At 53.4% G+C, this 18,057-nt stretch carries 17 protein-coding genes; 9 read left to right on the top strand and 8 right to left on the bottom strand.

Annotated elements, in window-relative coordinates; translation table 11 throughout:
* Positions 1-30: 30 nt before the first annotated feature.
* Positions 31-2,667: an ATP-binding protein gene (locus tag ACPXV9_RS11050; protein ID WP_423896920.1), complete on the top strand. Its 2,637-nt coding sequence runs from the start codon at positions 31-33 to the stop codon at positions 2,665-2,667.
* Between the two features lie 29 nt (positions 2,668-2,696).
* On the opposite strand, the gene ACPXV9_RS11045 is transcribed toward ACPXV9_RS11050, so the two are convergent.
* The 5 genes from ACPXV9_RS11045 to ACPXV9_RS11025 all read right to left on the bottom strand — a co-directional run bounded on the left by ACPXV9_RS11045 (position 2,697) and on the right by ACPXV9_RS11025 (position 7,759).
* On the bottom strand, positions 2,697-4,739 hold the full coding sequence (locus tag ACPXV9_RS11045) for a TonB-dependent receptor (protein ID WP_423896917.1): 2,043 nt from the start codon (positions 4,737-4,739) through the stop codon (positions 2,697-2,699).
* Between the two features lie 137 nt (positions 4,740-4,876).
* On the bottom strand, positions 4,877-5,485 hold the full coding sequence (locus tag ACPXV9_RS11040) for a hypothetical protein (RefSeq protein WP_423896916.1): 609 nt from the start codon (positions 5,483-5,485) through the stop codon (positions 4,877-4,879).
* 40 nt (positions 5,486-5,525) lie between these two features.
* On the bottom strand, positions 5,526-5,894 hold the full coding sequence (locus ACPXV9_RS11035) for a response regulator (protein ID WP_423896913.1): 369 nt from the start codon (positions 5,892-5,894) through the stop codon (positions 5,526-5,528).
* A gap of 70 nt (positions 5,895-5,964) precedes the next feature.
* The gene (locus ACPXV9_RS11030; RefSeq protein ID WP_423896911.1) at positions 5,965-6,411 is read right to left on the bottom strand and encodes a TlpA family protein disulfide reductase; all 447 of its coding nucleotides are present in this window, start codon (positions 6,409-6,411) and stop codon (positions 5,965-5,967) included.
* Positions 6,404-7,759 (bottom strand): YihY family inner membrane protein, encoded by a 1,356-nt coding sequence (locus ACPXV9_RS11025; protein ID WP_423896908.1) that lies wholly within the window; start codon positions 7,757-7,759, stop codon positions 6,404-6,406. Before ACPXV9_RS11025 ends, ACPXV9_RS11030 begins: the two co-directional genes overlap by 8 nt.
* 111 nt (positions 7,760-7,870) lie before the next feature.
* On the opposite strand from ACPXV9_RS11025, the gene arsC reads away from it, so the two are divergent.
* From arsC to ACPXV9_RS11000, 5 genes are all read left to right on the top strand, one after another.
* Positions 7,871-8,218 (top strand): arsenate reductase (glutaredoxin), encoded by a 348-nt coding sequence (gene arsC, locus ACPXV9_RS11020; RefSeq protein WP_423896906.1) that lies wholly within the window; start codon positions 7,871-7,873, stop codon positions 8,216-8,218.
* A gap of 13 nt (positions 8,219-8,231) precedes the next feature.
* Entirely contained in the window at positions 8,232-8,828 is a 597-nt protein-coding gene (gene wrbA, locus ACPXV9_RS11015; RefSeq protein WP_423896903.1) for an NAD(P)H:quinone oxidoreductase, read from the top strand.
* Positions 8,829-8,858: 30 nt separating this feature from the next.
* Entirely contained in the window at positions 8,859-9,239 is a 381-nt protein-coding gene (locus tag ACPXV9_RS11010; protein WP_423896901.1) for a DUF2069 domain-containing protein, read from the top strand.
* A 195-nt stretch (positions 9,240-9,434) separates the two neighbouring features.
* Entirely contained in the window at positions 9,435-11,273 is a 1,839-nt protein-coding gene (gene sppA / locus ACPXV9_RS11005) for a signal peptide peptidase SppA (RefSeq protein ID WP_423896898.1), read from the top strand.
* Positions 11,274-11,302: 29 nt separating this feature from the next.
* Entirely contained in the window at positions 11,303-11,833 is a 531-nt protein-coding gene (locus ACPXV9_RS11000; protein WP_423896895.1) for a gamma carbonic anhydrase family protein, read from the top strand.
* 15 nt (positions 11,834-11,848) lie between these two features.
* On the opposite strand, the gene ACPXV9_RS10995 is transcribed toward ACPXV9_RS11000, so the two are convergent.
* The gene (locus ACPXV9_RS10995) at positions 11,849-12,853 is read right to left on the bottom strand and encodes an AraC family transcriptional regulator ligand-binding domain-containing protein (protein ID WP_423896893.1); all 1,005 of its coding nucleotides are present in this window, start codon (positions 12,851-12,853) and stop codon (positions 11,849-11,851) included.
* Between the two features lie 251 nt (positions 12,854-13,104).
* Here ACPXV9_RS10995 and ACPXV9_RS10990 point away from each other — a divergent pair, with 251 nt between their 5' ends.
* Entirely contained in the window at positions 13,105-14,073 is a 969-nt protein-coding gene (locus ACPXV9_RS10990) for an NAD(P)H-dependent flavin oxidoreductase (protein WP_423896890.1), read from the top strand.
* 181 nt (positions 14,074-14,254) lie between these two features.
* On the opposite strand, the gene hda is transcribed toward ACPXV9_RS10990, so the two are convergent.
* Together hda and ACPXV9_RS10980 are read right to left on the bottom strand one after the other, a co-directional pair.
* Positions 14,255-14,986 (bottom strand): DnaA regulatory inactivator Hda, encoded by a 732-nt coding sequence (gene hda / locus ACPXV9_RS10985; RefSeq protein ID WP_423897109.1) that lies wholly within the window; start codon positions 14,984-14,986, stop codon positions 14,255-14,257.
* On the bottom strand, positions 14,986-16,116 hold the full coding sequence (locus tag ACPXV9_RS10980; protein WP_423896888.1) for a DUF2066 domain-containing protein: 1,131 nt from the start codon (positions 16,114-16,116) through the stop codon (positions 14,986-14,988). The genes hda and ACPXV9_RS10980 overlap by 1 nt, the downstream gene beginning before the upstream one ends.
* A gap of 163 nt (positions 16,117-16,279) precedes the next feature.
* Here ACPXV9_RS10980 and purM point away from each other — a divergent pair, with 163 nt between their 5' ends.
* Together purM and purN are read left to right on the top strand one after the other, a co-directional pair.
* Positions 16,280-17,326 carry a phosphoribosylformylglycinamidine cyclo-ligase gene (purM, locus tag ACPXV9_RS10975; RefSeq protein WP_423896885.1) on the top strand — a complete coding sequence of 349 codons (1,047 nt, stop codon included), beginning with the start codon at positions 16,280-16,282 and terminating at the stop codon, positions 17,324-17,326.
* Complete coding sequence (purN, locus tag ACPXV9_RS10970) at positions 17,326-17,970, top strand: phosphoribosylglycinamide formyltransferase (protein ID WP_423896882.1); 645 nt, start codon at positions 17,326-17,328, stop codon at positions 17,968-17,970. Before purM ends, purN begins: the two co-directional genes overlap by 1 nt.
* The last annotated feature ends 87 nt before the right edge of the window (positions 17,971-18,057 follow it).

The raw sequence follows: 18,057 nt of genomic DNA, 5'->3' as shown, positions 1-18,057 counted from the left end.
GAGCGTAAACGAGTAATAACCCTACAAATCATGACGGAAAAATCTGTTGAACCAGAACTCGAACTGATATCGAGCCAGAAAACCGGACAACGCCTGATGCTGATTGCCCTGCTGCTGATTATTCCTCTGGTCGGTCTGGTTTTTCTGTACCTCGAAGAGCTCAATGACAAGCGCCAGCAGCTTGAAAATCAACTGACCGGCATCGACTCCCTGCACAGGCTTCACCATATTCACGATCATTTTATCGATGTGCATCTGCCCAGACTGAAACACTACAGCACCATTGAACATCCGAAACACGATGCCTCGAGTCAACATCTGGGCCTGCCTGAGCTGCAGCAACAATACCAGGACTTTGAAGCCCTTATCGAACAGCAACGACACACCCAAAAGGAATTGACCTGGATTCAACTGCAGCAGGATTTCCAGTCCAACAGCCGGCAACTGCAACAGCTTTATTACCAGAGTATTCTGGATTCCGGTTTACTGTTGATATCGTCAGATCAGAACCACCAGAAGGTAGATCATATCGGCAGTATCCTGCCCAGATTGCACAACGCACTGACGTCCATTCTGCTTAACACAGAACATCTGACGATTATTGACGACATCACTCTGGCCAACAACGAAGTCAAAAAACACGTACGCCAGGTTAACGAACACCGAAGCCTGATAACCGAACTCGATACCGCCATCATTGACCCCGAAGGCAATGTTCTACTGGCCAAGGCTGTCAAACAGACCATGAACCTGGCCCTGAAAATAGCGGAGAAAGTTCGCCGCAACCTGTTCTTTGGTTTGCAGGAGCAAAACACCACTGATTCAGATCTGACACAACTTTATCAACTGACTGCCACCAGCCTGCATCTGCTGGATCAGCAGGCTGACAAGATTTCCGACAGTCTGGTTGCGGCGCTGCAGAAAAACCTGACCAACCTCAAACAAATGCAATTTTTTGTACTGACGCTGGTCTCCTCGCTGATCATACTTTCCTGCCTGCTGTTTTATTACATCACCACCAACATACGCCAAAGCCAAAGCGCCCTGCAGAACCAGAACCGTATGCTGGAAGAAGGTATTTTCCAACGGACAGAAGAACTGTTTGACGCCAAGCGTGTTACCGATCAACTCAATCAGGACCTGATCAAACAAAGTGAAAAATCCAGAGAACTGGCCGAAGTAGCGACTCGTGCCAACCAGGCCAAAACTCTTTTTCTGGCAGCCATGTCCCATGAAATTCGCACCCCCATGAACGCGGTGCTCGGCGGCGCCAACCAGCTGACAAAAACCAGCCTGGACGACAAACAAAAAGATGCCCTGCTATTGATCCAGCGCTCAGGGGAAACCCTGATGGACATCATCAACGACATACTGGATTTTTCAAAAATCGAAAGCGGTGAAATGCAACTCGAGCAGGTTGAATTTGATCTGGAAAAAATTACCACCGATTTAATGACCATTTTTTCCGGGCGCGCACAGGAAAAGCAAATCGTCCTGCATTACCGCTTTGATGCTTCCTGCGAGGGAACCTGGCAAGGCGATCCGACCCGCATCAAACAGATTATTATGAACCTGCTCAGCAACGCCATTAAATTCACCGATGAGGGCCAGGTCACACTGGATATCGACAAAAGCGGCGACGGTTGTCTGCAGTGCACCATCTCCGACACCGGTATCGGCATCAAGCAGGAAGCCATCCCACACTTGTTTGAAGCCTTTACCCAGGCGGAAAACAATATTACCCGGCGTTTCGGTGGCAGCGGTCTGGGCTTGTCCATTTGTAAAAAACTGGCCGAATTGATGGGCAGTGAAATCTCGGTAAAAAGCATATTCGGTCAGGGCTCAATCTTCCGCATTGACATGCCCATTTCTCAAACCAGTGCACCCTCTGAAGTGAATGACAAGTCCCACATACTGCTACTGGACCCACAGAAAAATTACACATCACTGCCACTGTGGGGACTGTCGAATATAGACATTATCGAGGATGACACCACGCTGGCAGACTCTGGCAAACACGGTGATGTTGTGATCACCACCTCAGAGGATCTGGTAACGCGTTGCCACAGCGAAACCCACCTGCCAACCATACTGTTAAGCAGCAGCTGTTCGCGCGCCACCCTTATCGATCCCGGCACTGAATCACTTATCATTAGAGCCCCCTTGTACGCACCCAATAAGACGCTGCGACAGCTTATCGAGCAAATACAGCAACCCGATGCCCTGCGTACATTGTCGGGTGAAGATCAAAACAGTGAGGTATTAGAACAGGAACAGATCACCCTGAATGGCAAGGTGCTGCTGGTAGAGGATGTGGAGTTCAACCAGATCATTGCCTGTGACCTGCTTGAAGATCTGGGGCTTGAAGTCGCCTGCGCCAATAACGGTCAGGAGGCGGTGGAAAAATTTCAGCAAGAGCGGTTCGATATGATCCTGATGGATATTCATATGCCAGTCATGGATGGGATTGAAGCCACCCGGGCAATTCGACTCAACGAACAACAGCAACAACGCCATCCGACACCGATCGTGGCTTTGACGGCCGACGTGATTAAAGACACCTACGATCAGATTCAGCAGTGTGGCATGGACGACTATCTGAGCAAACCCATTGACGAAGTGGCTCTGGAAACCACCATCAGGAAATTTCTTGAGCCTGCCCAATAATCACTATCGACCATTGCCAGCCGATATCATTACAACGATTTTCTGATCTCGACAAACAACCCGCGTCCCTCACCCACAAAATAGCGATAACTGCCAAAGGCATAATCCGCGCGTTCTGCGTACCTCTCATCCAGCAAGTTTTTTAGACGCAAAGTGGTTGACCACTGATTGGCCCAACGCTTTTCTGCGCGCAAGTTGAGTAATTGATGGCCGTCATACTCGGCAGTATTCTCGGTATCGAGAAAATAGTCATCCATATAGACCCATTCCAGCTCCAGTAATGTTGCGGGGCTGTAGCGGTACAGCAGTTGGGCACTGGCGAGCCACTCGGGTGCGGTGTCCATACGGTTGCCAGCAACCGATTCACCATTCAGTTCGCTGGACTGATCCACACGATGCCGAGCCCAGGCAGCGGCAGCCGACAACTGCCACTGCGGATTCAAAGTCAGTGCAACAGCTGCTTCCAAACCGGCGTGATCGGTTTCACCATCACCGACGGTCTGATTATTGGATGCCTTGAGAATGACATCGTCCTTGCGCATGACATAACCACTGACATCGGCGGCCAACATCCCGGATTGATAGCGAAGCCCCAGCTCGAAACTTTGCAGGGATTTATCTTCAAACTGCGTCACACTCTGACCATTGAGCAGGCGATATCGCTCACTCACCTGAGGAGCCCGATAGGCATTGGCCAATCGACCGTAGAAAGACCAGCGATCGCTCAGGTCAATATGAACCCCAAGGTGGCCACTGAGATTATTGAAATCATCGGTACGATCATCCGGTCGAAAATAACGGCACGCAGGCGCACAGGCGGAACCGTCATCGCGACTGCTGCCTGCCAGCATGCGATTGTCGTATTGGTAGCGCAGCGATTCCCAGCGCACACCAGCTTCCAGAGTGGTGACCTGATTCAAGCGCCATTCCAGATTGGTAAATACTGCCAACTGCCGGCTTAACACTTCAAAATCGTAGTGCAATCCCTGATAGCGTACGTCACCAAAACCGGTATCCGCGGCTTCCTGAAATTCTTCAACCCAGATATCCGCCACCTCAAGATCAGCGCCCAGCCAGAGAGAAACCGACTCAGACAATGCACCGCTGTAGACGCCACTGAAACCGGCACTGGTGTGGCCATTTTTTTCAATGGCCTGCCCAGGCAGATAGTGCTGAATAAAATCCATATCGCTGTAGCGCACATAGGGTGTGAGAGTCAGCGAAGCGCCGGAACCCAGCAGGGTCTGCCAGCGACTGGATGCCCTCAGAGAACGGGCATCACGGTAGGCTTCCGGGTTGGCATTGTCATTCCAGCGGCCATCTTCGTAGGCCTCATAACCAGCGAGGTAGCCGGCTGTTTCCTGATTGAGATTGGTCGCATTCAGATAATTCTGAACCTGCCATCTGGAACCACTGTAGTTGTGGAGCAGGGTCATTTTTTGCTGATCCAGCCCGGCATCATCCTTGAAAGAATCACTGCTGCTGCCGTTAGCTAGCCATTGCCACTGATGATCCCCCTGCTGCCCCTGCCAGCCCAACTTGACCCGTTTGTAATCGTGATAGCCCGCCTCCAGTGCAAGGTAGCCCTGTTCATCAATGGCCGGAGCCAGGACATTCACCACACCGTGCATGGCACTGGAGCCATAAAAAACCGTACCCGCACCGCGCCACACCTCCAGACCACCGGCCTGTTCGGAGTTGGTTTCAAACAACTGGTTTACATTACAAAAACCGGCAGGACGAATCGGAATACCATTCTCGGCGATCATCAGCTCACCACAGCTGCCGGGACCGGTGTAAACCGGCGAGCGCACCGCAGCCAGTAGCTCCTGACCATCACCCCGACTCAGCCAGACTCCGGGGATGCGAACCGCCACCTCCTGTATGTGAGTGTGGCCAATCCGGGTCAGCTCCTCGGACGACAGGCGCCCCACTTCACCGATCAGCTGGTTTAGTGGCTGTGCGTCTTTACGACCGGTCACAATGATTTCATCAAGATTGGCAGCAGCCACAGCGGAGCCGGCCATCATGGTGACCGACAGTGCTGTAACCAGAAATTTTAAAGGGATCATGAGTTGAGTCGCACCGGTAAAATGATTGGGAGATTCAGCGCATTATTCTGGCATAAGCCGCCAGATACTCACTATGATAAAGTGAGCCAGCCTCTCTGGATTATCGGGACAATTCGCAGGGACCGCAAAAAGAGGGATTAAAGCAGTGCTTCAACCCGCTCGATCCATCGAGGGATATGAGTTTCGGGCAGCAGCAGTACCAAATCGCAATTAAAGGGATGGCCTTCAAGGTGGTAGTTGATTTCCACCGCCAGCAGCTTGCTGTGTTCTGAAATTTGCGCGATGGCAAATTGCTCCAGCGGGCAATTGTGGTCAATCAATTCGACAGGGGCCATCGCCAGATTATCCAGCTCCAACTGCTCTGCCAGAGCGGGCAGGCAATGACCGGTAATCACTTCGGCCAACTCCTGAATCAGGGTCTGTGCCTGATCGGCACTGTCTATCGGACAGTCGCGCTGCTGCGCCAGATCCATCAGTCCCTCTTCGGTAATGGCCACCAGTGCATAGTGAAACGATTGTCCCAGGGTAACTTCCCGAATCACGCCGGAAATTTTTCCACCATCGCGCAACCCCACCAGCGCATCGGCAACGCCGGCCGGATCGACAAAACGGATTTTGGGAATCGGCAATTCAACAAACACACCGGAAAATTCAGCCAGCGCTTCACCGGCCACACCCATGGCAACGTTGCAAATTTCCTGAGTGGCATCGCGCACATCTTCACTGAAGGGCAATGGATAAGCCATAAGCTGTCCGGTATTGTGATTGAAGTAAAATGCTAAAAACCTAGTCCAGCAAACCAAACATTTGCAGAACGTTGGTCAACTTCTCTTTGTTGATGGGCTTTTTGATAAATTCCAGTGCGCCCAGTTTCAATACCCGCTCACGTGCCTCTGGCTGAATATCGCCAGAGATAACAATGACAACACTCTTCAGGCCTTCGGCTTTAATTGTCTCGAGAACACCGTAGCCATCCATTTCCGGCATGGTGAGGTCGAGAAACAGCATTTCACCCTTGCCAGCGCGAATCGCTTCTACGCCCTCAACACCATTGGTTGCAAAGGTAATATCCACATCCCAGCCATCGGGCAAAGAGCGGGCCACCTGTTTGCGGGCCATATTGGAGTCGTCACAAATTAAGAGAGGAATAGTCATGCGCTGCAAAAATTCAGAGAGTGTATCGGGGTTGTCGGCCGCGTATCATAAATCATTATACCTGCGAGACCTAATCCAACATTACCTGTTGCAAACTCTTCCCTGTTTGCGGGCCATAAAGAGTATCAATGTAGCGCCCTTCGACGTCAAACACCACCGTTGCCGGTAAAACCGTGGGCCTGTTGTAAGCCAGCTCAGCAGCGGGGTCGTGCAGCAGCAGAGAAAATTCTATGGCGAATTGCTGCTTCAATTTATCCAGCTGCGCCGCCGGCACAGCATCGTAGTTCACCCCCAGAACCCTTGCCGAGGCCTGCTGTCGATCAAAAGCGGACAATGCCGGTAATTCTTCAATACAGGGCTTACACCACTCCGCCCAATAGTTGATAAACAGCCACTGCCCGCGTAACGATTCCCAGGTGATATCCGGTTCGCGGTGCAGAGACAAATGGCGTTCAGTGCAACCACTGAGTAACACCGCCAGCAGCACTGTGCAAATCCTCAACCAGAGCTTAACCATGCAGACTGTTACGTTGCGACAGATCAGTCGGGTGATCCTGTGACTGGGTAATAGGCCCGGCCCCTTCATCCGTTACAGCTTCCATCTCGGTGGTTTCAAAGCCCTCGATTTTAGCCAAATCACTGGTTCCCTGCTCTTGCTGGGTATGGGAAGAAAATATCTCCGCAATGGTAATATCAAATTCCAGCTCAGTGTGCTGATCGATGGACAGCAATCTGGCAGCCACCTCAGGGAGCCAGTCGAAGGTTTGCAGATAATCACTGACACCCGGCAAGTGGGATTCAATACCCACCACATCCGCCAGACGGCGCAGGCTCAACTCATTGAGGTCACGACTCAGGACATAATCACCCGACTGGGTAATGGCAATGATTTTGTTGGATTTAAACGCGCGTCGCAGTCGCTGCCACTGCTCCGTTTCAATCCCAACCTTCAACACCTGATCATCGTCGATTGCCACCCCGGTTTTGCGTCCCTGCTCGAATGTCCAGAGCACCAACAGGGAAGCAATCAGATCCGGATACACCCGGCCACGGCTAACCAAGCCATAACCTGACAAGGATCGCACCAGAACCGCACCGGTCAGCACAATCATCCACAGAATGTTCACCCACAATAAAAACAGCGGCACCATGGCAAAGGCGCCATAGATCACCTGAAAGCTGGAATTGGCGACAATCCAGCCAAACAGGTCTTTCAGCAATTCAAAGCAGACGGCGGTCAGCACACCGCCGACCACCGCGTGACGCATGGGCACCTTGCAATTGGGCACGGCGGCAAACAACAGGGTAAACGCCAGGGTCGTCAGTAACCAGGGGGCAAAATTCAGAATCTGGGGAATAATCCCCATACTGGCATCGCCCTCGACAAACAGTTTGAGGGACAACAGGTAGGTGCTCATGGCCAGTCCGACACCGAGCAACAGTGGCCCCAGACTCAACACCGCCCAGTACAACAGGAAATTGGACAAGCCTTTGCGGGATTCCTTAATGCCCCAGATATCGTTAAAAGCCCGCTCGATGTTTTTCAACATCAGATAGGCCGTCACCACCAACAAACCAATCCCCGCCAACGTCAGGCTTCTTGCCTGACTGGAAAAGGTCTGCAGGTAATTGGAAATTTCCAAGCCGCTGTCGGGCAACATGTGCTGATACAGCATGGCCTCAAGCTGATTACCCAGCCCCTGAAAGGAAGGCACCAGCGAAAACATGGAATAGATCACCGTCAGCATCGGCACTATGGCAAACAGGGTCATATAGGTCAGTGCCGCAGCCCTGTCCTGCAGCCTGCGCTCACGGAACTGATGCCACAGATAAGGGAAAAACTGCCAGACGGTTTCAAAACTCATAGACGCTCTCTAACTTGCTGGTTTAAGCCCGATGATTATAGGTTTAGCCCGATGAATGTGTTTACAATAGCTGCTTTAAGCAAAAGTAACACCAAGGCACTTCTTATTATTATGTTTACCATATACCACAACCCGCGCTGCTCAAAATCCCGTCAGACTCTTGCTCTGCTCGAAGAAAACAACATCGAGCCGGAGATTGTACTGTATCTGGAGACCACCCCCGATGCAGACACCATCAAGACTCTGCTCGGCAAACTGGGTATTGGCGCCCGTGAACTGCTGCGCAAAGGCGAAGAAGCCTACAAGCAAAACAATCTCAAGGATACCGGCCTGAGCGAACAGCAACTGGTTGACGCCATGGTGGCCCACCCGAAACTGATCGAGCGCCCGATTGTGGTCAAAGGCGATCAGGCTGTGCTGGGGCGCCCACCGGAAAATGTTCTGGCATTGATCGATTGAGGGATCATCACAGATGTCTCCCTACGTACTGATTCTCTATTACTCACGTCATGGCGCAACGGCGGCCATGGCGATGGAAATTGCCCGTGGTGTTGAACAGGCCACCGGCATGGAAGCAAAACTGCGCACAGTGCCTTCCGTCTCGGCCGAAACCGAACAGACAGCCGCGGACATTCCCGACGATGGTGCACTCTATTGCACCATGGATGACCTGCAGAACTGCTCAGGCCTGATACTCGGGAGCCCCACCCGCTTTGGCAATATGGCCGCACCCCTGAAATATTTTATCGACAGCACCAGTGCCCTGTGGCTTAACGGCAGCCTGATCAATAAGCCTGCAGCGGCATTCACCTCAAGCGCCAGCCTCCATGGCGGTCAGGAATCCACCCTGTTGACCATGATGCTGCCATTGCTGCACCACGGCATGGTACTGGCCGGCCTGCCCTACAGTGAAGACGCATTGATGAAGACAACGACGGGCGGCACACCCTATGGCGCCTCTCATGTCGCCGGCGAATCCCAGTCTCAGTCGCTGAGCAGGGAAGAGAAACAGCTGTGTCAGGCACTGGGACTGCGTGTTGCCGAACTGGCTTTGAAACTGTCTGACTGAACCTCAACCCATAAATCCCAGGAAGAACCCGTGAACGACAAACATACCGCCACCGCCAAGCCTATGCCGCAAAATCTGCTGATAGGTCGTTTTATCAGCTATGCCTGCCTGTTTGGGCTGCTGGCACTCTACACCTATTCCGCCCTGATTGAAGACGAATTTGTAGTAGTACTGTGGCTGGTACCCTGCGCTTCCATTGCCATATTTCTACCGGGCATGATCATCAACAACCACCGTACCTACAGCTGGTTGTGTTTTGCCATACTGCTGCACTTTACCGTGGGCGTGAACAACGCCATGGCACCCAATGGCCAATTTGGCGACTATATTCAGATTGCGCTCAGCACAATTCTGTTTATCTCCGCCATGATGACCAGTCGCTGGTTGCAGGCCTGGCAGCACGATGCCTGATGGCTTTTGCCAAGCCAGGTCGCTGTCCACGCTATCAGATGCAACCCTGCCAGATTCAATTTTGCTGAAGACAACTTGGGTTCATATAACCTGGGTTCATACACCCTAGGTTCATAGAACCTGGGTCCATACAACTTATGGTCCATACAATTTATGGTTCGTATAATTTAGATTTATACAACAAGGAAGATCACCATGGGGCTCATCAAACTGTTTTTCCGCTTCCTCTGGCGCACCATCACCCTGATTCGCAACAGCCTTGCGAACCTGGTATTTCTGGTATTGATTCTGGCCTTAATCGTAGCCCTGATCCCCAAAGAGCCACCCTTGATGCCGGAAAACATTGCGCTGACCATAGCCCCATCCGGTGTTCTGGTGGATCAGTACACCTACGTGGCTCCACTGAATCGCTTCCTCGATGGCCAGCAGGAGCAACCGGCCGAAACCCTGCTCACCGATGTCATCACCAGCATTGAGCGTGCGGCCAAAGACGATCGCATCACAGCTCTGGTACTGGACCTTAACGATCTGGGCGGTGGCGGATTGAGCAAACTGCAGGAAGTTGGTAGCGCTCTGGCGCAATTCAAAGCCACTGGCAAACCCATTTACGCCAATGGTGATCACTTTACCCAGGAGCAGTACTATCTGGCGGCCTACGCCGACACCATCACCATGAACCCCATGGGTGCGGTTTTGCTGACCGGCTACGGCAGTTACCGCAATTACTTCAAGGATGCCTTTGAAAAGCTCGCCCTGAATTTTCACGTATTTCGCACCGGCGATTACAAGGACGCTATCGAGCCCTTTATTGCCGACGCCATGTCTGATGCCTCGCGGGAAAACAACAGTCGCTGGCTGAATGAACTTTGGCAAAGCTACACCACCAATGTTGAACAGCAACGGCAATTGGCAGAAGGCAGTGTCAATGAGTACATCACCAACATCGACTCATTGCTGGCCCAACATCAGGGAGACCCGGCCAAGCTGGCACTGCAATTGGGGCTGGTCGATAAACTCAGCAATCACAACCAGCAGCTGGCCGAGCTGCAAGACCTGCTGGGCGAAGAGGAGGACGGCTATCGCACCCTGAGCATGGGCGAATACCTGAATTACAGCGATCGCGAACATCGCGCCCTGCCCGATCAGGTCGGTGTACTGGTAGCCCGGGGCACCATTCTTGATGGCGACCATCCCGCCGGCACCATTGGTAGCGAAACCCTGAGCTACCTGATTCGCTCAGTAGAGGACAATCCCGCCATCCGCGCACTGGTCGTGCGTATCGACAGCGGCGGAGGCAGTGCCTTTGCCTCTGAAGTGATCCGTCAGGAGCTGGCCCTGCTGCGAGAGAAGGGTATCCCCGTAGTGGTTTCCATGGGCAGCGTTGCCGCCTCCGGCGGCTACTGGATGGCCATGGCAGCAGATGAAGTCTGGGCAACCCCCAACACCATCACCGGCTCCATCGGGGTTTTCAGCGCCTTTCCAACCGTAGAAAACAGCCTGCAAAAACTCGGCATTAACACCGACGGCGTTGGCACCACCCCTCTGGCAGGCGCCATGCGCATCGACCGCCCCTTAAGCCCGCAATTGAAAGCCGTTATGCAACAGAGTGTCGACAACATCTACGACCGCTTTCTGACGCTGGTGGCCGAAGCCCGGGAGCGCAGCACGGACCAAATTCACGAGGTTGCCCAGGGGCGCGTCTGGAGTGGTACCAGTGCCAAGGAACTGGGACTGGTTGATGAGTTAGGCAGCCTCCAGGATGCCATTGCCGCAGCGGCCAAGCTGGCAGAACTGCAAGACTACTCCGTGGAGAAAGTGCGTCTGCCCATGAGCCCGGCCGAGCTGATCGCCGAACAACTGGCTCGCGACCTGCAAATGAACACGCAAAACCAAAGCTGGCTCCCGGAGTTGAACACCACCTGGAGCACTCTGTCCCGGCATCTGATGCAAATCAGCCAGCCATTGCAATTGCTACAACCGACCCACGACCCCAGATCCGTCTACGCTCAGTGCATGGAGTGCAGCGCACCCTGAGCCATAGATACCCAGAAAAAGGACCCCGTATGCTTTACAACCTTGGCGAGCGCAAAGTCGAACTGCGCGGTGACAATCATTTTATTGCCGACAATGCCACCCTGGTGGGCTCGGTTATTGTGGAAAACGATGCCAGCATTTGGTTTAACGTTGTCATCCGGGGTGACTGCGATCTGATTCATATTGGTGAAGGCAGCAACATTCAGGATGGTTCGGTGCTGCACACCGATACGGGCATCCCGCTGAAAATCGGCAAGGGAGTGACCGTTGGCCACAAAGCCATGCTGCACGGTTGTGAGATTGGCGACAACAGCCTGATCGGCATCAATGCGGTGGTTCTTAACGGGGTCAAAATCGGTAAAAACTGCATCATTGGCGCCAATGCTCTGGTGCTGGAAAACACCGACATCCCCGACAACAGTCTGGTGGTAGGCTCACCGGCACTGATCAAAACCCGCCTCGGCGAAGACGCCGAACAGGCACTGAAACACAGTGCCGAGCACTATATAGAAAACGGCAAGCGCTTTAATAAAGAACTCGTACCGGCTAATAACAGCTGAACGGATAAATGTTATTTACAGGCTGTCGCGATAGGCACTCGGGGGAACCCCGACCCACTGTTTGAAGGTTCGCGTAAAGGGGCTGGTTTCAGAAAACCCGAGCCTCGCACTGATCTCCTCAATGGTCAGGTCGGTATTGATCAGCAACTCAATGGCTGAATCTCGCTTAAGGTGGTTTTTAATGGTCAGATAACTGGTGCCCTCATCCGCCAGCCGGCGCTGGAGCGTATAGGGCTTTACCTTCATGGCCTCCGCCAGCTCAGGCAAGGTCGGCAGGGCATCGAGCTGATCACGGATGGTGCGCTCTACTTCCGCCGCCCAGCTGTCAGTCTCAAAGTGAAGCTGAAACACATTGAAGTACAGATCCTCAAGCAACAAAGCCAAACTGGCCTGATCCTGGCGAACGGGTTTTGCCAACAGCGATCGCGAAAAACTCACACTGGCACAATCACAGTCAAAGGACATGTCCGCACCGTAGAATACCGCCCGAAAGTCCTGAGCCATAATCGATTTTGACCACTTAAATCGCAGATGGCGGATCGGAACAATCTCGCGTCTCAACCAACTGATAATGCGGTGTGTCAGGAAAAACATATCACTGACAAACGGCTCGTCATCGTAAGGCGGATCAATGATCAGGTGTATCTGCTCATCATCCAAGACCCGGTGAAAACTGAAACCCTTGTTAACGATATGAAAGAAGTTTTCCAGGCGCTCAAGTACCTGTTCCATGGTGGTCGCCGTTATCAGCCAGTGCAGCAACATGGAGCGACTGCCAACCGGTAATGGCTCTGTGCCATACCCCAACATCTCATCGCCTGATGCCAGAATCAGCGAGCTGGTGAATCTGGCCAGCTGCTCCAAGGTTACCCTGGCACCGGGAACCTGTAACAAAGCCTTGGGAATACGGCAATCAGCCAGCAAGGTATCAACAACCCGCTCATCCACAGCCACCCTGGACAGGGTCGCATTAACAAAAGAAACACCGAAAGACAGGGATTTTTTATCAGTTTTCCGCATATTTTCACGCTTTTTACGCCAAATCACTCAGACTTCAGTTTTTGACAGCACTTTTTTGGATCCAACAAGCATCCATACTACCAGTCTTCACTGTTATAAAGTATCAACCAACCTGTTTTTCCAAGTCATTCATCTGAGTATTGACCTTGCAGATAATAGGTTCCACAAACTCATCGCCTGACGGCCATATGACCGCCTGCGCCCTGTTCACCAACAGACACTTGCGACCACCCAAAACACCAGGAGACATCATGAAAACTCGCATTACAGAACTACTCGGCATCGAATACCCCATCGTTTGTGGCGGCATGATGCGTGTTGGCACCGCCGAACTGGCCGCAGCCGTATCCAATGCTGGCGGTCTGGGCATCATGACGGCACTGACTCAACCCACCCCCGAGCTGTTAAAAGCAGAAATTGAGAAGTGCCAGTCTCTGACCGACAAGCCCTTCGCCGTAAACCTCACAGTCGGCGTGGTGGCGACAGAGATTAACTACGACGATTACGTCAATGTCATCTGTGCCAGCGGCGTAAAAATCGTTGAAACAGCAGGTCGCAGCCCGGAACCCTTTATGGAGAAGTTCAATGCCCACGGCATTAAAGTGATCCACAAGTGCGTCGCGGTTCGCCACGCCCTTAAAGCCGAAAAAATTGGTGTAGCGGCCGTCAGTATTGACGGATTCGAATGCGCCGGTCACCCGGGCGAAGAAGACATTCCAGGGTTGGTACTGATTCCGGCTGCCGCCGATCAGTTGAGCATCCCCATTCTCGCCTCTGGCGGCATTGCCGATGGCCGTGGCATGGCTGCCGCTTTGGCACTGGGTGCCGATGGCATCAATATGGGCACCCGCTTCCTTGCAACCCAAGAGGCTCCGGTACACGACAACATCAAACAAGCCATCGTTAATATGAAGGAAACCGATACGTCGTTGCTGTTCCGTAAATTTAAGAACACCGCCCGCGTGTTTAAAAATGACATTGCCGTCAAGGTACAGGAAATTGAAAACGCCGGCGGCGAGTTCGCGGACATTCACTCTTATGTAAGCGGCAAAAATCAGGAAAAAGCCTGGACTACCGGTGACGTCAATGCCGGCATGGTAACCTGGGGCATGTGTGGCGGCCTGATTAAAGACATCCCCACCTGCGAAGAACTCGTAACCACCATCGCCAATGACGCCAAAGCGGTTATCAGAGAGAAACTGGCGGCTCTGGCTGAGTAATTACTCTACTCATATCGCTTGAAACGAGTTGCTACAAGCCTGTCTGTAGCGACTCGTTTTTGCCGCAACTCTTTCACAGCCACTACTCACCGCAAGTTCACTGCCACTACTCACTGCAAGCCCGACTCAGTGGCAGCAATTTACCTTATGCGCTTGATCAACAAGTACTTTTCAGCCCGGACTAGATCCCCAAGACCTGCTTAACAAAAGGTACCGTCAACCGGCGCTGTTCACTGAGTGATGCCTGATCCAGACGGCGTAATACATCGTAGAGTTCACCCAGATTGCGGCTGCAGCGGTGCTGGATAAACTGTGCCACCTCGGGACTCAACTCCAGCCCAAGATTTCTGGCGCGCATGGCCAGCGCATCCATCTTGTCATCGTCGGACAGTGGCTGCACCTGAAACACCAGCCCCCAGCTCAGCCGAGACGCCAGATCCGGTAGACTTACAGCCAGCTCATGAGGCCCGCAGGCGGCGGACCAGAGCATCCGCCCACCCAAGTCACGGACACGATTGAACAGGTGAAACAACGCCGTCTCCCAGCGGGGTTGCCCCAGCACGGCATCAACGTTATCAAGGCACACCAATTGATTGTGCTCCAACCCATCTACCACCGCATCGGGCTGAAACCGGCCCTGCTCATCCAGCGCCAAGTAGATGGCACTGAAGCCCCGTTGCGAGGCGTGCAGGCAGGCGGCCTGTAACAGATGCGTCACACCGACGCCCTGTGCACCCCACAGGAAGATACTCTGCTCACCAAAAGGCTGCAGTTGGACCTTCAGCTGCTCCACCACCTGAGCGTTACCCCCACCGTTAAGCGGCAGATAATAATTGTCAAAGGTGGCATCGTCCGTCAGCCCCACATCCAGCGCCAGCTGCCGTGGGGCAGAATCGTAACTTCCGGAATCCATCATCTGGCGCGCGATCCCTGCCAGATGAACTTCAAGGGGTTTTCCAGAGAACCGGGCGGATTAACGCTCACCTGACCCAGACCATCAATGGGTGACGCCACGCGATCCAAACGCCTGTCCAGCTCAAGAGTATCCAGTAACACGGAGCGCCCGCCTTCAACAAACAATTGCAGGCGCATGCGGTCGCCGGCAATGGAATGAGGAGCGACATGGCTGACAATGGTCAAACCATTGAGGTAGTCCAGTGCACCGATGTAATCCGCAAAGGTCGCCACCGAAGACAACTCCAGCACCAGCGCATTACCCGGCACTTCCGATGCAACCACACCGTAAAGTCCTGCAAGATAGGCCGCCACCTGCTGCAGACCATCAGTCAATAAAGCTTCGGGTTCGATCGCCTGACTGTCAAAGATATTCTGATTGTTTTTATGCTCCAAAGACCAGGTAGCCAACCACAAGCCGGTAGACGTCTGGCTATAGCGACCAATCAATACCGCATCCACCGGATAGCGCTGGCTTGCAGCTCGAACGGCGCGACGATCCAGGCGCCAGAAATCCGCAGCATTTGCGGCCATCTGATCCTGCAGATCAAACAGTGGGCGGGAAATGGGCAGACCAAGATCACGGGCCACTTGCGGCAGGAGCTCGGCCACCGGATCGGCCATTTCCGGCGATACCATCTGCTTTCCTGCAGCGCTGTCCGTTACCAGCCAAACCAGTATCGAAGGACGATTGGCAGGCCACACGGGCAAACGCACCTGCCGTAAAAAGGTTTCCAGAGTTGAACCGGAAAATCGCAGCACCAGCTTCGAGGCTTTGACTTCCTGCCCCCGATAATCGATCAGCTCGTCAGATGACTCATAGTGAAACGACTCAAGATAGGATTCGGCTCTGGTAATCAGCCCCATCAATTCCGGGCTGTGCAACACATCCGGCGTACCCGATACCCGCTGCAGAACCTTCTTTAAAGCCTCCTGCGCAGCCTCACGCCGGGTCTCTTCAGACTGGTTGGCCACCAATACCGACTGGGTATAAAGATCCCGCACCAACTCGGCACTGGCACTGGCGCTAACCAGCAGCAAACCGGCCAGAACACATGCGGCAACACGTTTTGGCAATGACGATAACAAACCAGCCCCCAAACACCTGAAAAATCAAAGGCGCTTATTATGCGGGAACTCGGCACCGGCTTGCAGCAAAAAGTTACCTGAGAGCAAAAACATAAATTATGTTTCTGCCAATATGCTGATAGAATACGCGCCTTTCTCTGGCAGCAGGCATATAGAGCAGATTATGAGCGACAACAAACCCTCCTTAAGCTACAAAGACGCTGGTGTAGATATCGACGCAGGTAATGCCCTGGTTGACCGCATCAAGAGCGTTGCCCAACGCACCCGCCGCCCCGGTGTTATGGCCGGCTTGGGAGGCTTTGGCGCCCTGTTTGAATTGCCCACAGGCTATAAAGAGCCGGTATTGGTATCTGGCACCGACGGCGTCGGCACCAAGCTGCGTCTGGCCATGGACATTAACCGCCACAACACCATTGGCGTAGATCTGGTCGCCATGTGCGTCAACGATCTGGTGGTTGCCGGTGCCGAGCCGTTGTTTTTCCTCGATTACTACGCCACCGGCAAGCTCAATGTGGATGTCGCCGCAGACGTAGTAGCCGGCATTGGTGATGGCTGCGAACAGTCTGGTTGTGCGCTGGTGGGCGGTGAAACCGCCGAAATGCCGGGTATGTACGAGGGCGACGACTACGATCTGGCCGGCTTCTGTGTCGGCATTGCCGAAAAGTCCGAACTGATTGACGGCAGCAAAGTTGCCGAAGGTGATGTCCTGATCGGCATGGCTTCCAGCGGCCCCCACTCCAATGGCTACTCCCTGATTCGCAAAATCATCGAGGTCAGCAACGCCGACCTGACCCAGCAAGTGGGCGACAAACCTCTGGGTGAAGCCCTGCTGGAGCCGACTCGCATCTACGTAAAACCCCTGCTGAAGCTGATCCGTGAAGTGGGCGTTAACGCCATGTCTCACATCACCGGTGGCGGCCTGCAGGAAAACATTCCACGCGTCCTGCCAGATAACTGCAAGGCCGTGATTGACACCAACGCCTGGGAAATTCCCCCGGTGTTCCAGTGGCTGCAAGAGCAGGGCAATGTTGAGCCTTACGAAATGTACCGCACCTTTAACTGCGGTGTCGGCATGATCATCGCGGTACCGGCCGACAAGGCCGAACAAGCCGTGGCTCTGCTGAACGCCGAAGGCGAAGAGGCCTTTGTAGTGGGTAAGATTGCCCTGACCGAAGGTGATGAAGAGCGAGTTGAGCTTCAGGGCCTGTAATGACCAAAGTCGTTGTACTTATTTCCGGTAGTGGCAGCAATCTGCAGGCCATTATTGACGCCTGCAAGAGCGGCCAGATCAATGCCGAAATTGCTGCCGTAATCAGTAACCGGCCCAATGCCTATGGCCTGGAGCGCGCTGAAAATGCCGGTATTCCGGCCCTGCTGATCAATCATAAAGAGTTTGAGTCTCGCGAGGCCTTTGACACCCAACTGCAAAACACCATCGACGGCTTTGCTCCGGATCTGGTGGTACTGGCAGGGTTTATGCGCATCCTAACTGAGGGCTTTACCGAGCATTACCTCGGCCGGATGCTCAATATCCATCCCTCACTACTGCCCAAATACCCGGGTCTTAATACCCATCAACGGGCATTGGATGCCGGTGACGGCGAACATGGCGCAACGGTACACTTTGTCACCCCGGTACTCGATGACGGCCCCAACGTGATTCACGCCAGCATCGATATCGAGCAAACCGATAGCGCGGCTACTCTGGCCACCAAAGTCCACGTAGTGGAGCACTTTATCTACCCTAAAGCAGTGGAGTGGTTTGCCGCCGGGCGCCTGACCATGAATGGCAATCAGGCCCTGCTGGATAACACCCCGCTACCGCAAGCCGGCATGGCCTGGGCAGACCTCTAATCTGCCCGAGCTCCGGCGCACTTGCATACGATTAATTGCCACATTTATTTGTCGTAACCGTGCTATGCTGGCGTAAAGTCCAAACCC

The organism is Candidatus Pelagadaptatus aseana, from assembly GCF_040362265.1.
GTDB classification, from domain to species: domain Bacteria; phylum Pseudomonadota; class Gammaproteobacteria; order Pseudomonadales; family Cellvibrionaceae; genus Pelagadaptatus; species Pelagadaptatus aseana.
This window is presented reverse-complemented; position numbering and strand designations above follow the sequence as displayed.

What these genes read in the sequence shown, in the direction of transcription:
- ACPXV9_RS11050 (WP_423896920.1), top strand. Translation starts at nt 31, where the DNA reads ATGACGGAAAAATCTGTTGAACCAGAACTCGAACTGATATCGAGCCAG.
- ACPXV9_RS11045 (WP_423896917.1), bottom strand. Translation starts at nt 4,739, where the DNA reads ATGATCCCTTTAAAATTTCTGGTTACAGCACTGTCGGTCACCATGATG.
- ACPXV9_RS11040 (WP_423896916.1), bottom strand. Translation starts at nt 5,485, where the DNA reads ATGGCTTATCCATTGCCCTTCAGTGAAGATGTGCGCGATGCCACTCAG.
- ACPXV9_RS11035 (WP_423896913.1), bottom strand. Translation starts at nt 5,894, where the DNA reads ATGACTATTCCTCTCTTAATTTGTGACGACTCCAATATGGCCCGCAAA.
- ACPXV9_RS11030 (WP_423896911.1), bottom strand. Translation starts at nt 6,411, where the DNA reads ATGGTTAAGCTCTGGTTGAGGATTTGCACAGTGCTGCTGGCGGTGTTA.
- ACPXV9_RS11025 (WP_423896908.1), bottom strand. Translation starts at nt 7,759, where the DNA reads ATGAGTTTTGAAACCGTCTGGCAGTTTTTCCCTTATCTGTGGCATCAG.
- arsC (WP_423896906.1), top strand. Translation starts at nt 7,871, where the DNA reads ATGTTTACCATATACCACAACCCGCGCTGCTCAAAATCCCGTCAGACT.
- wrbA (WP_423896903.1), top strand. Translation starts at nt 8,232, where the DNA reads ATGTCTCCCTACGTACTGATTCTCTATTACTCACGTCATGGCGCAACG.
- sppA (WP_423896898.1), top strand. Translation starts at nt 9,435, where the DNA reads ATGGGGCTCATCAAACTGTTTTTCCGCTTCCTCTGGCGCACCATCACC.
- ACPXV9_RS11000 (WP_423896895.1), top strand. Translation starts at nt 11,303, where the DNA reads ATGCTTTACAACCTTGGCGAGCGCAAAGTCGAACTGCGCGGTGACAAT.
- ACPXV9_RS10995 (WP_423896893.1), bottom strand. Translation starts at nt 12,853, where the DNA reads ATGCGGAAAACTGATAAAAAATCCCTGTCTTTCGGTGTTTCTTTTGTT.
- ACPXV9_RS10990 (WP_423896890.1), top strand. Translation starts at nt 13,105, where the DNA reads ATGAAAACTCGCATTACAGAACTACTCGGCATCGAATACCCCATCGTT.
- hda (WP_423897109.1), bottom strand. Translation starts at nt 14,986, where the DNA reads ATGGATTCCGGAAGTTACGATTCTGCCCCACGGCAGCTGGCGCTGGAT.
- purM (WP_423896885.1), top strand. Translation starts at nt 16,280, where the DNA reads ATGAGCGACAACAAACCCTCCTTAAGCTACAAAGACGCTGGTGTAGAT.
- purN (WP_423896882.1), top strand. Translation starts at nt 17,326, where the DNA reads ATGACCAAAGTCGTTGTACTTATTTCCGGTAGTGGCAGCAATCTGCAG.